The organism is Pseudomonas sp. CMR5c (assembly GCF_003850545.1).
Lineage (GTDB): Bacteria > Pseudomonadota > Gammaproteobacteria > Pseudomonadales > Pseudomonadaceae > Aquipseudomonas > Aquipseudomonas piscis.
The window spans coordinates 291,114-303,609 of sequence record NZ_CP027705.1 but is presented as its reverse complement, the minus strand read 5'-3'; the positions used below and the strand labels follow the sequence as shown (position 1 = coordinate 303,609).

Below are 12,496 nucleotides of genomic sequence, written 5' to 3'. Positions count from 1 at the left end.
CCTAGCTCCTGCGAAGTCAAACTTCGGATGTGGTCAGTTCACTGGCCAGGTATTTGGACAGGTCATCGATGCTGGAGTATTCGAACAGCAACGCCGGCGACAGGCGTTGTTCCATGAACTTCTCCAGGTCGCCCGCCACCTTCACCGCCACCAGCGAATCCAGGCCATAGGCCTCGAAGGTGCGCGCGGTATCGACCTGCGACGGCTCGATCTTCAGCAGGGTCGCCATGCGCTGCACCAGCCAGTGCTTGATGTTTTCCTCGTTGAGTTCCACCGGAGCCTGTTTCTTCTCCGAAAAACTCAAGGTGCTCAGCAAATTGGAAATGAAGTTGGACATAGGTTTCTTCCTTGATGAGTGGGGTGTTGTACGACCTGGGAATCCCGCTGTTCAGGATGAGGCCTGACGCTTACGGACCTTGTCGATCATTGCCTGGGATGGTGAACGCAGGTCTGAGACCAGTCTCAGCTTGCCCATTAACGCCAGTGTCCAGCCCGACAGGTCGGGCTCCCACCAATGCACGCCGTGCCGGTACCAGGCAGGAAATGCGTGGTGATTGTTTTGCAGCCCCTCGCCGAAGGTGAGGAACGCGATAAACCAGTTGTTGGTGCTCTGGTCGTGGGTCACGAACGGCCGGCTGCCATAGCGATGGCAGACCGAGCCCACGCACCAGGCCGCCTGGTTGGCGATGAACAGCCGGGCCAGGCCACCGAAGATCAGGCCGCTCCAGGCGCCCTCCCAGCTCTGGGTGACCAGGCCGCCGATCGCACCGGGCAGCAGCACGCCCAGGACCACCCAGAGCAGGTAGGTCTGGTTGTAGAAGAACAGCCGCCGGTCACGCAGGATGTCGGGAGCGAAGTAGTTCCAGCTGGAGATGTCCGGGGTCAGCATCCACGGCATGTGCGCATGCCACAGGCCCTTGGCCCGGCCCCAACGGTCCTCGCCCAGCAGGTTGGGCGAATGCGGATCGCCCTGCTGGTCGCTGTAGGTGTGGTGGCGCCGATGGGTGGTGACCCAGAACAGAATCGGCCCCTGGGCCGCCATCGAGCCGGCGATCAGCATCAAGCCGCTCATCAGCCGCGAGGTCTTGAAGGCCCGGTGCGCCAGGTAACGGTGGTAACCCATGGAAACCCCGAACATCTGCACCGCGTAGAACACCCCGAAGAGGATGAAGTCCAAGGCATGGGCCTGGCCGGTGACCCACAGGCGGATGGCCTCGAAGGTCCCGAACAGCGGCACCAGCATCACGGCCAGGGCGATGCGCGCCTTGGTTTTCGCCGCCTGGGGGCTCAGTTGGGCAACCCCGCCGATCTCGGGAGTAGCCGTGGTTGAAAGTATTTCGTCCATGAATAGCTTCCTGTGAGGTGAGTACCGACTATCAGCTTTCTGAAGGTTCCGCCGCCGCGCTCGGGCCAGGGCGCTTCACGTCCCAGACCAGCCCGCACAGCGCCAGCGTCTCGATGAACAGCCCACCGATATCCAGCTGCCAGGGCTTGAGGCCGGCATGGGCCAGTGCCGGGAAGGCATGGTGGTTGTTGTGCCAGCCGCCCCCGACGGTGGGGATCGCCAGCCAGAACACGTTGCGGCTGGTGTCCCGGGTCTTGTGATCGCGGCCGCCGACCTTGTGGGCGAAGGAGTTGATGCACCAGGTGGCGTGGTCCACCAGGAAGATCCGTACGAAGCCACCCCACAGCAGGCCGCTCAGGGCGCCTTCCCAGCTACGGGTGATCAGCCCGCAGACCAGGGTCGGCAGCAACAGGCCGAGGATGATCCACAGGTAGTAGCGCTGGTTGATCTGCATGACCAGGCGATCGCGCAGCAGGTCGGGGACGAACTGGCTCCAGTTCTGCTTGCGCAGGCTGAACAGCCAGCCCAGGTGGGCATGCCACCACCCCTGGAGACTGCCGGCCAGGCCTTCCTTGAGGGCGCGCGGCGAATGCGGGTCGCCCTCCTTGTCGGTGAACGCATGGTGCTGGCGATGGGTCGCGGCCCAGAACAGGATCGGCCCCTGGGCCGCCATCGACCCGGCGATCCCGAAGAACGCGGTGACCACCGGGCCGGCCTTGAACGCGTGGTGGGAGAAGAAGCGGTGCATCCCCACCTCCACCCCCAGGGCAGTCAGCAGGTACATGCTGGCCAGGGCGCCGACTTCCAGCCAGCTGATCCCCTGGTGCCAGGCCAGGACCAGCGCGACCACGGTGCCGACCGCCGGTACGCCGACAGTCAGCCAAGCCAGTTGGCGCTCGCGCTGGCCAGTACGATCGACAGGAGGATTCATCGCGGTCATGACAGGGCATCCGTAGCAGTTTTGAGAGGTTGTGCCGCCGCACGTCCGGCGCCGTACCGCGCCAGGCTGCCGTCGAGCAGGGCCTTGCGGGTGGCCTGGCGCTGGACCTTGCCGCTGGTGGTCAGCGGAATGCCACCCATGGGCGCCAGGTGAATGCGCGCCGGAGCCACGCCGAACTGGCTGACCAGGGCGCTGGTGAGCACCTGGCGCAGTTGTTCCTGCTGGGCCTCGTCGAGCTTCTCGCTGCGCTTGATCTCGGCCACGATCGCCAATTGCTCTTGCTGGCCGTTATCCAGGCCCACCGCCACGCAGCCATTGCTGCGAATGCGCGGGTCGGCGCTCTCCACCGCCAGCTCCAGGTCCTGTGGATAAAGATTGCGCCCGGCGATGATGATCAGGTCCTTGAGGCGCCCGGTGACGAACAGCTCGCCCAGGTGCAACGCGCCCAGGTCGCCGGTGCGCATGAAGTGCCCCTCGACACCCGGCAGGCGAGCGCGGAACACCTGCTCGCTCAGCACGTCCTTGCCCCAGTAGCCGGCGCCGACATTGCCGCCCTGGACCCAGATCTCGCCGACCTGGCCGTCCGCCACGGGTAGCAGGCTGACCGGGTCGACGATCGCCAGGTGCAGGCCCGGCGCCACCCGGCCACTGCTGACCAGCGGCAAGGCCAGGGCATGACCGGCCTCGACCACCGCCAGGGTGCCGGTGGCCAGTTGGTCGCGGTCGACCTGGACGCCGAACGCCGGTTCGTCATGGGGCTTGCCCGAGACCAGTACCGTCGATTCGGCCAAGCCATAGCAAGGCCCCAGGGCCGCCGGATCGAAACCGGCGGCGGCGAAACGCTCGGCGAAACGCGCCAGGGTGCCTTGCCTGACCGGTTCGGCCCCGCAATAGATGGCCTTGAGCTTGCTCAGGTCGAGCGCGGCCAGCTCGGCATCGCTGATGTTGTCCACGCACAAATCGAAGGCGAAGTTCGGCGCGATGGTCACGCTGGCGCCGAAGCGCGACACCGCATCCAGCCAGCGCAACGGCCGCTGGACGAAATGCCCGGGGCTGATGAGCACAGTCGGGAAAGCGTCGTAGATCGGTTGCAGGATCCCGCCCATCAGGCCCATGTCGTGGTAGGGCGGCAACCAGCTGCAACCCACCCGCTGCTGCGCCGGGCCCATCCACTGACTGGCACTGCGGCAATTACTGTAGAGATTGGCGTGGGTCAGCATCACGCCCTTGGGTGCCGAGGTGGAACCCGAGGTGTACTGCAGCAGCGCCAACTGGCCGGGAGGGATGTCCCGGGCGCTCCAGGCCGAATCCGTGGCGGCCAGTTGCTCCGGGTCGACCCATTGCGGCGCCGGCAGCTCGCCGCTGAGCAGGGCGTTCACCCGTTCCTGGGAACGCATGAAGCGCGCGCTGGTGAGCACGATCTGCGGATGCGCATCGGCACAGATCAGCGCCAGCCGCTCCAGCCCCCGGGTGCCCACGGGCGGGAACGCCGGGATCGCCACGGCGCCGGCCAGGAACAGGCCGAACAGGGAAACGATGTAGTCGATGCCGGTTTCGAACAGCATCAGCACCCGCTTGCCCCGGGGTTCGAAGATCTGCAGCGCACCCGCCAGTTGTTGACTACGCTTCCAGAGTTCCGCGTAGCTGATGGCGACCTGCTCCTGCTCGCCGTCGAGCAGGTGGATGAAGGCTATCGCCTCGGGTTGGCGCCAGGCGCGGTAGGCCAGCACTTCGGTAACCGAACTTAAACATTCGATACCCAGGTTTGCAGCCAGCGACTGATCATCGGCTGCTAGTTGTGCTGAGAAGGTCTGATTGACATCGATTAGATAGTCACTAGGCACGGCGTAGTTCATTCAAAATCCTTTTTAAATGGAGAGCCTTATATCGACCTGATGGTCACTTATTATTTTCAGCACTAAGGAACCGAACAAACACCCCCTCAACGACAGGGAGCTATTACAGAGGCAGTAGTTAAGATGTCATTTTGCTGACAGAACAACGCAATCACTTGGTGACTGCATATTTTTATGTCCCGCGACAACTAACGCGGGCAGAGATAGTGAAACCTGGATGCGTTGTGAAGTCTGCCACCGGCTTGTATATTTTGCTAATGCGCAAATGGACAGTTACAGGGAGAAAATGGACATGGATGTGCTCACTCTTATCGCACTGGAAGGAGCTATGGGGTCGAGTGTCGCGATCACGCTGGACGTGTTGCGCACCGCCAATCAGGTCGCCGAAGTCATGGGGCGGCCCACCATCACCTGGCAAATCATCGGCAGCAGCGAATCGGTAAGAATGAGGAACGGCATGCGCCTGGATGCGCAGCCCCTGGAGCGCGTCCAGGCCATCGAAGGCAGCATGCTGGTCATCCCCGGGCTGGGCCTGGAGAACACCCAGGAGCTGAATCTGTTCGGTTGCCGTACGGAAAAGCGCCAGCCAGGCCTGAGCCTGTCCACGGAGCTTCTCTCCCGGCTCGACCATGGCGACATCCACAAGCTGAGCAAGCTGGTCCGCGAACACCACCTGCGCGGGCAGCAGACCGCGGCCTCCTGCTCGGCGGTTTTCGTCCTCGGCGAAGCGGGCATCCTGCAGGACCGGACCGTCACTACCCACTGGCAACTGTATGACACTTTCAAGCAGCGTTATCCCGAGGCGATACTCGATACCAAACGCATGCTTATTCATGACGGAAATATGATTACCGCCGGGGCTGGCATGTCGCAAATGGACTTGATGCTATATATCCTGCGCAACAAGATGGGTAATCAAGTTGCAGAGCTGACCATGCGCTACTTGCTGATAGATGGGCGCCCCGCACAATACCACTACATGGCCTTATCGAACTTGCAGACAGAAAATCGCGAAGTCCTGATGCTGGAAAAGTTCATCGAAGACTGCCTGCCAAACGTTCCCCCACTGAGCACTATCGCCGAACATCTGCGAATCACCGAGAAAACCTTGTCCCGCAGGATTCGCAGCGCCACAGGTAAACCGCCCATGGCTTTCATCCAGAAAGTTCGCCTGCAACATGTCCAGAGCTTATTGGAAACAACCAATATGAGTATTGAAGAAGTTGCTTTCAAAGTGGGCTATGCCGATTCCACCGCACTGCGCCGGTTGATGTGGAAAAACATGGGCTGCACCCCCAGCCAGCTGCGCAAGGCCAGGTCCGGCCCGCCCATCATGTAGCCCTGCTCACCGTTCCTCCTCGGCCGCGGGGGCGGCCGGGGGCACCTTGCACAGCGGCACCAGCAGCAGCGCCACCACGAACATCATGGCCATCAGCCGGAACACGTCGCCAAAGGCCAGGGTCAGGGCTTCGCGCCCCACCAGCCGGCCGAGGATGCCCTGGGCCATGAGGAAGCCATGGCTGGGGTCCGGGGTGTCGGCGGCGATCTTCAGTGCCAGCTCGCTCATCAGTTCCTGGGCCGCCACCGCCTTGGCGCCAAGGGACTCCGACAGGTGCAGGACCTGGGTCCGCGCATCGTCCTGCAGCCAGGTGTTGACCGTGGCGATACCGATGGCCCCGCCCAGGTTGCGCATCAGGTTGAACAGGCCGGACGCCTGGCGCAGCTCCACCCCCTGGAACGAACTCAAGGCCATGTTGACGCTGGGTACGATGCACAGCATCAGGAACAGGCCACGCGCCACTTGGGGCACCAGCAACTCGTCGAAACCCCAGTTGGAAGTGATCTGCGAGGTCAACCACAGGCTCAGGGCCAGGCCCAGGAACCCCACCGAGATGATCAGGCGCCGGTCGACCTTCTCCGAGGCCCGGGCAGCGATGATGGTGCTGAACAGTTGCCCGATGCCCACGACGAACACCGTGGTGCCGATCTCCAGGCTGTCGAAGCCGCGCACCCGGCCCAGGAACACCGGCACCAGGTAGGTCGAGGAGTACAGGCCGAAGCCGATCACCAGGTTGAGCAGGCAGGCGATGGAAAAGGTCCGATCGCGAAACGGTCGCAACGACACGATGGGGTTGTCCGAATACAAGGACCGCTCGATGAACAACCCGAAGGACACCAGGGACACCCAGGCCGAGATGACGATCCCGGTATCGCTGAACCAGTCCTTGCGCGGCCCCTCCTCCAGCACGTATTCCAGGCAGCCCAGGGCCAGGGCCATGGCCGCGAAATGCAGCCAGTCGATGCGCCGCAGCATGGGCAGGTCGGGACGGTCGACATCGATCAACAACGCCGCGCCGATGCAGATCACCAGGCCCGGCAGCACGTTGATGAAGAAGATCCAGCGCCAGTCCAGGTAGAAGGTCACCAGCCCGCCTACGGTGGGCCCGAGGGTCGGCGCCAGGACCGCGGTCATGCCGAGGATGGCCGGGACCATCGCTCGCTGCTTGCCCTCGAACAACACGAAGCCGACGGCGAACACCGTCGGCACCATGGCCCCGCCAGTGAAGCCCTGCAGCGCCCGCAGCACGATCATCGACTCGATGTTCCAGGCCATGCCGCAACCGACGCTGAACAAGGTAAAGAGCGCCGCGCTGGTCGCGAACAGCCAGCGGGTGGAAATCGCCTGGGCGAGGAAGGCCGAGAAGGGAATCATGATCAGTTCGGCGATCAGGTAGGCGGTCTGCACCCAGCTCACTTCATCGGGACCGGCGCTCAAGCCGGCCTGCACGTCGTTGAGCGAAGCGGCCACGATCTGGATGTCGATCAGGGCCATGAACATGCCGAAGGCCATGATGGTGAAGACCAGGAACTTGCGTCGCAGGGTCGCTTGAGCCGGCTGCTCGCCCGCGCCAGGGAGGTCGGATGCGCTTGTCGTCACGTGGTTACTTCCCTGTAGTATTGCGGTCGTCATGTGAATATTATGATCGTAATTCAAAACCGCATGGAGCTTCAACATGGAGCAGAGCACCCAGACCCAGAACGCTATCCTGCAAGCCGCCCAGGACACGGAGAAGCCGCGCAAGCGCTCCAAGCGGCCGCTGATTGCCGGCGCCGTCGCCCTGACCCTGGTGGCGGTTGGAGTGGGCTGGGTGCTGATGGCGCCGTCCACCGAATCCACGGACGATGCCTATATCGCCGCCGACGCCACCTCGGTCGCGCCACGGGTCCACGGCCTGGTGACCGAGGTGCTGGTCAAGGACCACCAGAGCGTCACCGCCGGCCAGCCCCTGGTGCGCATCAACAGCGAAGAGTTCGACAGCCGGGTGACCCTGGCCGAAGGCGACCTGGCCGATAGCCTGGCCCAGGTCGCCCTGGCCCAGGCGGCGCTGACCATCCAGGACGCCGAACAGCGCCTGGCCAATACCCGGGTACTCGCGGCCCGCACCTCGATCCGCACCACCCAGGCCGAATCCAAGCGCGCCGGGGACGAGCGCAACCGCTTCGACACCCTGGTCACCACCGGCGCCGTGGCGCGCAACGAAGTGGAGAAATACAGCACCCAGGCGATCTCCGCCGAGCAGAACCACGCCCATGCCCAGGCCATGCTGCAAGTGGCCGAGAACGACCAGGCCGTGACTTCAGCCCAGCGCGAACGCCTGCAAGCGCAATTGCAGATGGCCAAGGCCAAGGTGGTGACCGCCAAGGCCCGGCTGGAGCTGGCGCAGCAGGACCAGAGCCACGCCACCATCTATGCACCCATGGACGGCACCGTGGGCAATCGCCAGGTCCAGGTGGGCGACTACGTACAGCCGGGCTCGCGCCTGCTGACCCTGGTCCCGCTGCACGAGCTCTACGTCCTGGCCAACTTCAAGGAAACCCAGACCCAGCACATGCTTCCCGGCCAGCCGACGCGCATCAAGATCGACGCCCTGCCGGGGGTCAGCATTACCGGCACCGTGGAAAGCCTGGCCCCGGGTTCGGGCTCGACCTTCGCCCTGCTGCCCTTCGAGCCGGGCACCGGCAACTTCACCAAGATCGTCCAGCGGGTGCCGGTGCGCATCCGCTTCGATGCCGACCAGCCAGGCCTGGAACGGCTGCGTCCGGGCCTGTCGGTGATCGCCAAGGTCGACCTGGACGAACCCCAGCAGCGCAACGCAGGCAGTACCCACTCCGAGCTCAAGGTCAGCGCCAACAGCCAGTGAAGCTCACGCGCACTGCCGGGCGCCATGCTCCAGGCGACCGGCAGGCTCCGGGCGCCAGGCCCATGGCCCTGGCGGCGGTACACACTACTCGGCGGTGGAAGGTTTTTCCCACAGGTTGATCCGCCCTTCCCGGGCGAAATGATCGATTTCCGCCAGCTCCTCCACGCTGAAGCCCAGGTTCTGCAAGGCCCCGACGTTCTCGACGATCTGCTCCGGCCGGCTGGCGCCGATCAGGGCCGAGGTCACTCGCGGATCCCGCAGGGTCCAGGCCAGGGCCAACTGGGCCAGGCTCTGCCCACGGTTCCTGGCGATATCGTTGAGGGCCCGCACATGGGCGATGTTGGTCTCGGACAAGTGGGAGGCCTGCAATGATCCGCCGCCAGGACGGTTGACCCGCGCATCCTCGGGAATGCCGTCCAGGTACTTGTCGGTGAGCAATCCCTGGGCCAGCGGGGTGAAGGCGATCACTCCCACGCCGAGCTCCTCGGTGGTCTCCAGCAGGTCCCTTTCCACCCAGCGATTGAGCATGTTGTAGGCCGGTTGGTGGATCAGCAGCGGCACCTTCCACTCCTTGAGCAAGGCGACCATCTCCCGGGTCTTCGCTCCGGAGTATGAAGAGATACCGATGTACAGCGCCTTGCCCTGCTGCACCGCGCTGGCCAGGGCGCTGGCGGTTTCCTCCAGGGGCGTGTCCGGGTCGAAGCGATGGGAGTAGAAGATATCCACATAGTCCAGGCCCATGCGCTGCAGGCTCTGGTCGAGGCTGGCCAGCACGTACTTGCGCGAGCCGCCGCCCTGGCCGTAGGGCCCGGGCCACATGTCCCAACCCGCCTTGCTGGAAATGATCAGCTCATCGCGATAGGCCTGGAAATCCTCGCGCAGCAGACGGCCGAAGTTGATCTCGGCGCTGCCATAGGGCGGACCGTAGTTGTTGGCCAGGTCGAAATGGTTGATGCCCAGGTCGAAGGCCGTGCGCAGCAAGGCGCGCTGGGTATCGATCGGCGTGCTGTCGCCGAAGTTGTGCCACAACCCCAGGGACAGGGCCGGCAGCACCAGGCCACTGCGGCCGACGCGGCGATAGGGCATGGAGTCGTAGCGATGTTCAGCAGCTGAATAAGTCATCGAATCCTCATCTGGACTGGGGCCACCTCTGGATGGCCGGTTCCGGCATGGCGGCTGGCGCAACGGCCAGCCTCCCCCTGTTGTTGTGAACCACCCGGTTCCAGGCAGTTCCGCAAAACTAAAACGATATGAAATGCCGTATTTCATACCGAATTCATACTTGTTTCCGTACTATAAAATCGCTGAAAAACAACCTTTTTCTCGGTTTTCAGCCCAAAAGTGCTGGCCCACAGGGCATCAGGCCCCAGGCTTCCTACAGCAGCGAGAAGTCCCGTATTTACTGGGTTAAACCCCGTGAATGGCATTGAACGAGGCGCAACGACTGGCGCTTCGTACCACGAAACCCAGATCGCACACCCTTGAAATCGACGGATCGAAGAATCGCGCCGAAAAGCACGACATGAAATATATTACGTACCACGTAGTACAATACGAAATCATCCTTAGTAGCTAATGGCAATTTGCCTTTTCACCCCCTGGACGATGTTCAAAAGTGGCCACACCGGCCCCTGAGGCAAAAACCGCAACCAACGCCGGTCCTGGAGAAATACCCAGGGCTCGCAGTCGCTGACACTCACTTGCAACGCGCAAAAAATTCGCCGAAAGCCATACGCCAGCCAGTCAAGCGAGTTGAGCTCCTGCAGGAGCAGCCGGTCGATGCTCGTTAACGGTTGCGCGTATTGACTGGAAAACACAGCGCCCTGGGTTCCATCGCGGGCAAGCCGCGCTCCTGCCATTGCCTTAACCGATCGGTATCAGGCAGGTCGCATCCATTGTTTATAGACGGCAAAAACCACTCCTGCCCGGGCCGTGGCTGCCACCGTCGGCAAGAAGAAACAGCCCGTGACTGGCCTGTGGAAAGGAGCGCTCCAGGCGCCTGGAAGCGCGGGAGTGGGTCAGCCGGCTTCGGCGAATACCTGGGCCAGCCAGTCGACGAACACCCGCACCCGTGGCGCAAGCTGGCGGTTATGGGGGTAGACCACCGATACCGGCATCGGCGGTGGCGGGGTGTCCACCAGGATCTCGCGCATCAATCCCCGGGCCAGGGAATCGGCCACGTGGTAGCGCGGGCATTGGATGATGCCCAGCCCGGCCAGGGCCGCGGCGCCGTAGACCTGGGCGCCGGACACCGAGAGCGCGCCGTCGATGGCCAGTTCACGCCGCTCGCCAGCCACCATGAACTCGAAGGGCAACGGCCCGCCGGCACTGCGCGAGACATAGTTCACCGCCCGGTGCCGGGGCAGGTCCTGCAGGCTCCCTGGCTCGCCATGGCGCGCCAGGTAGGCGGGGCTGGCGCATGTCACCTGGGCCAGGTTCGCCACCCGCCGGGCGACCAGCGTGGAGTCGCCCAGGGTGCCGGCCCGCAGCACGCAATCCACCCCTTCGGCGATCAGGTCGACGAAGTGATCGGCCTCGCTGAGGGCCAGCTCGATCTGTGGATAACTCTGCATGAACTGCCCCAGGCGCGGGATCACGAAATGCCCTGCCAGGGTGCCATGCATGTCGACCCGCAACCGGCCCTTGGGCTGCACCGCCCGGAACGCCAGCTCGGCCTCTTCCAGCTGCGCCAGCAATTGCACGCAGCGCGGGTAATAGGCCTCGCCGTCCAGGGTCGGCCGCACTCGCCGGGTACTGCGCTCCAGCAGCCGGGTGCCGAGCCAGGCCTCGAACTGGTTGAGGGTGTGAGTCAGGGTCGCCCGGGGCAGGTTCAGGTCCTCGGCGGCCAAGGTAAAGCTGCTGCGCTCGTAGATCCGCACGAACACTTTCATTGCTTTGACTTGATCCACAGGCAGCTCCGCAGGCGAGATTGTTGGCGTTGCTTGAACAGTCAAGGCAACTCTGGCGCATTTATCCACAGGGGTAAATCGGTGAACCTGCGCCACATCCCTTCACCGCCACACTTGCCCAGGAATACTCGCCATGACCGTTCAACCCAGCAAAGTCGCGATCGTCACCGGAGCCTCGCGCGGTATCGGCGCCACCATCGCCCGCCAACTGGCCGCCGACGGCTATGCCGTGGCGATCAACTACGCCAGCAATGCCCAGGAGGCTTCGCGGCTGGTGGTGCAGTTGCGCCAGGCCGGCCACCAGGCCATCGCGGTCAAGGCCGACGTGGCCGACGCCAGCCAGGTACGCCAACTGTTCGAAACCACCGAAACCCAGCTGGGCAAGGTCGATGTGCTGGTCAACAACGCCGGCATCCTCAAGGTCCAGGCCCTGGCCGAGCACAGCGACGAGTTGTTCGAGCGCACCTTCGCCATCAACACCCGGGGCACCTTCAACGCCCTGCGCGAGGCGGCCACGCGCCTCAACCAGGGCGGGTCCATCGTCAACTTCTCCAGCAGCACCGTAGGCCTCGACCTGCCCGGCTATGCGGTGTACATCGCCAGCAAGGCCGCGGTGGAATCCATGACCCGGGTATTCGCCAAGGAACTGCGCGGGCGCAACATCAGGGTCAACGCCGTGGCGCCCGGACCGGTGGCCACCGAGTTGTTCCTGCAGGACAAGAGTGAGGAGCAGGTGCAGCACTTCGCCAAGCTGCCGCCCCTGGAGCGCCTGGGCCAGCCACAGGACATCGCCGCCATCGTCGCCTTCCTGGCCAGTCCCGCGGCCGGCTGGATCAACGGCCAGGTGCTGCGGGCCAACGGCGGGCTGGTTTGAGACCTATGCTGGATAACAGGGCCGCCGGACTCTTTCCGGCCTGTCGGCTGGCGCCAGGAGATGCCCCTCATGCACACCACCATCGTCATTGCCTTCGGCCTGCTCCTGCTGGCCCTGGTGCTGTATATCGGTGAACGGCTGGGCTTTGGCCAACACACCCTGGGCTACGTCTTTTGCGGGCTGTGGCTGGCGTTGAGCGTGCTCAACGGTGCGGTGGGAGTGGTCAGCGCCAAGCAGCCCCTGGGTTCGGAACTGCTGGTCGGCTGCCTGGTGTTCGCCCTGCCGGTGGCAGCCCTGGGGCTGTACCTGGCCATGGGCGGAGCGAGGGCTTGAGCCGCAGGCCAGGGGCAGCAGCGCCCCCGGCCGCAAG

11 protein-coding genes are annotated in these 12,496 nt (G+C 63.9%); 4 read left to right on the top strand and 7 right to left on the bottom strand.

The window, feature by feature from the left end; translation table 11 throughout:
- Positions 1 to 16 precede the first annotated feature (16 nt).
- The 4 genes from C4K40_RS01400 to C4K40_RS01385 are packed head-to-tail and all read right to left on the bottom strand — an operon-like array spanning position 17 to position 4,141.
- On the bottom strand, positions 17 to 337 hold the full coding sequence (locus C4K40_RS01400) for an acyl carrier protein (protein WP_022644195.1): 321 nt from the start codon (positions 335 to 337) through the stop codon (positions 17 to 19).
- Positions 338 to 388: 51 nt separating this feature from the next.
- Positions 389 to 1,345, bottom strand: coding sequence for an acyl-CoA desaturase (locus C4K40_RS01395; RefSeq protein ID WP_022644194.1), 957 nt, complete (start codon positions 1,343 to 1,345; stop codon positions 389 to 391).
- 31 nt (positions 1,346 to 1,376) lie between these two features.
- Positions 1,377 to 2,285, bottom strand: a complete 909-nt coding sequence (locus C4K40_RS01390) for an acyl-CoA desaturase (protein WP_022644193.1) — start codon at positions 2,283 to 2,285, stop codon at positions 1,377 to 1,379.
- On the bottom strand, positions 2,282 to 4,141 hold the full coding sequence (locus C4K40_RS01385) for a fatty acyl-AMP ligase (protein ID WP_022644192.1): 1,860 nt from the start codon (positions 4,139 to 4,141) through the stop codon (positions 2,282 to 2,284). Before C4K40_RS01385 ends, C4K40_RS01390 begins: the two co-directional genes overlap by 4 nt.
- 292 nt (positions 4,142 to 4,433) lie before the next feature.
- Here C4K40_RS01385 and C4K40_RS01380 point away from each other — a divergent pair, with 292 nt between their 5' ends.
- Positions 4,434 to 5,480, top strand: a complete 1,047-nt coding sequence (locus C4K40_RS01380; RefSeq protein WP_235777385.1) for a GlxA family transcriptional regulator — start codon at positions 4,434 to 4,436, stop codon at positions 5,478 to 5,480.
- Between the two features lie 6 nt (positions 5,481 to 5,486).
- Here C4K40_RS01380 and C4K40_RS01375 read toward each other — a convergent pair whose 3' ends face one another.
- Positions 5,487 to 7,079, bottom strand: coding sequence for a DHA2 family efflux MFS transporter permease subunit (locus C4K40_RS01375; RefSeq protein ID WP_053132696.1), 1,593 nt, complete (start codon positions 7,077 to 7,079; stop codon positions 5,487 to 5,489).
- A gap of 76 nt (positions 7,080 to 7,155) precedes the next feature.
- Here C4K40_RS01375 and C4K40_RS01370 point away from each other — a divergent pair, with 76 nt between their 5' ends.
- Positions 7,156 to 8,343, top strand: coding sequence for an HlyD family secretion protein (locus tag C4K40_RS01370; RefSeq protein WP_022644189.1), 1,188 nt, complete (start codon positions 7,156 to 7,158; stop codon positions 8,341 to 8,343).
- An 84-nt stretch (positions 8,344 to 8,427) separates the two neighbouring features.
- On the opposite strand, the gene mgrA is transcribed toward C4K40_RS01370, so the two are convergent.
- Entirely contained in the window at positions 8,428 to 9,465 is a 1,038-nt protein-coding gene (mgrA, locus tag C4K40_RS01365; RefSeq protein WP_053132700.1) for an L-glyceraldehyde 3-phosphate reductase, read from the bottom strand.
- Positions 9,466 to 10,361: 896 nt separating this feature from the next.
- A complete protein-coding gene (locus C4K40_RS01360; protein WP_053132707.1) occupies positions 10,362 to 11,252 on the bottom strand; it encodes a LysR family transcriptional regulator in 891 nt (296 codons plus the stop codon).
- Positions 11,253 to 11,385: 133 nt separating this feature from the next.
- Between C4K40_RS01360 and C4K40_RS01355 the strand changes: the two genes are divergently transcribed.
- On the top strand, positions 11,386 to 12,126 hold the full coding sequence (locus C4K40_RS01355; RefSeq protein WP_022644186.1) for an SDR family oxidoreductase: 741 nt from the start codon (positions 11,386 to 11,388) through the stop codon (positions 12,124 to 12,126).
- Between the two features lie 69 nt (positions 12,127 to 12,195).
- Positions 12,196 to 12,459 carry a hypothetical protein gene (locus C4K40_RS01350; RefSeq protein ID WP_053132711.1) on the top strand — a complete coding sequence of 88 codons (264 nt, stop codon included), beginning with the start codon at positions 12,196 to 12,198 and terminating at the stop codon, positions 12,457 to 12,459.
- Positions 12,460 to 12,496: the final 37 nt, after the last annotated feature.

Coding starts and splice junctions, on each gene's coding strand:
- C4K40_RS01400 (WP_022644195.1), bottom strand. CDS start 337: ATGTCCAACTTCATTTCCAATTTGCTGAGCACCTTGAGTTTTTCGGAG.
- C4K40_RS01395 (WP_022644194.1), bottom strand. CDS start 1,345: ATGGACGAAATACTTTCAACCACGGCTACTCCCGAGATCGGCGGGGTT.
- C4K40_RS01390 (WP_022644193.1), bottom strand. CDS start 2,285: ATGACCGCGATGAATCCTCCTGTCGATCGTACTGGCCAGCGCGAGCGC.
- C4K40_RS01385 (WP_022644192.1), bottom strand. CDS start 4,141: ATGAACTACGCCGTGCCTAGTGACTATCTAATCGATGTCAATCAGACC.
- C4K40_RS01380 (WP_235777385.1), top strand. CDS start 4,434: ATGGATGTGCTCACTCTTATCGCACTGGAAGGAGCTATGGGGTCGAGT.
- C4K40_RS01370 (WP_022644189.1), top strand. CDS start 7,156: ATGGAGCAGAGCACCCAGACCCAGAACGCTATCCTGCAAGCCGCCCAG.
- mgrA (WP_053132700.1), bottom strand. CDS start 9,465: ATGACTTATTCAGCTGCTGAACATCGCTACGACTCCATGCCCTATCGC.
- C4K40_RS01355 (WP_022644186.1), top strand. CDS start 11,386: ATGACCGTTCAACCCAGCAAAGTCGCGATCGTCACCGGAGCCTCGCGC.
- C4K40_RS01350 (WP_053132711.1), top strand. CDS start 12,196: ATGCACACCACCATCGTCATTGCCTTCGGCCTGCTCCTGCTGGCCCTG.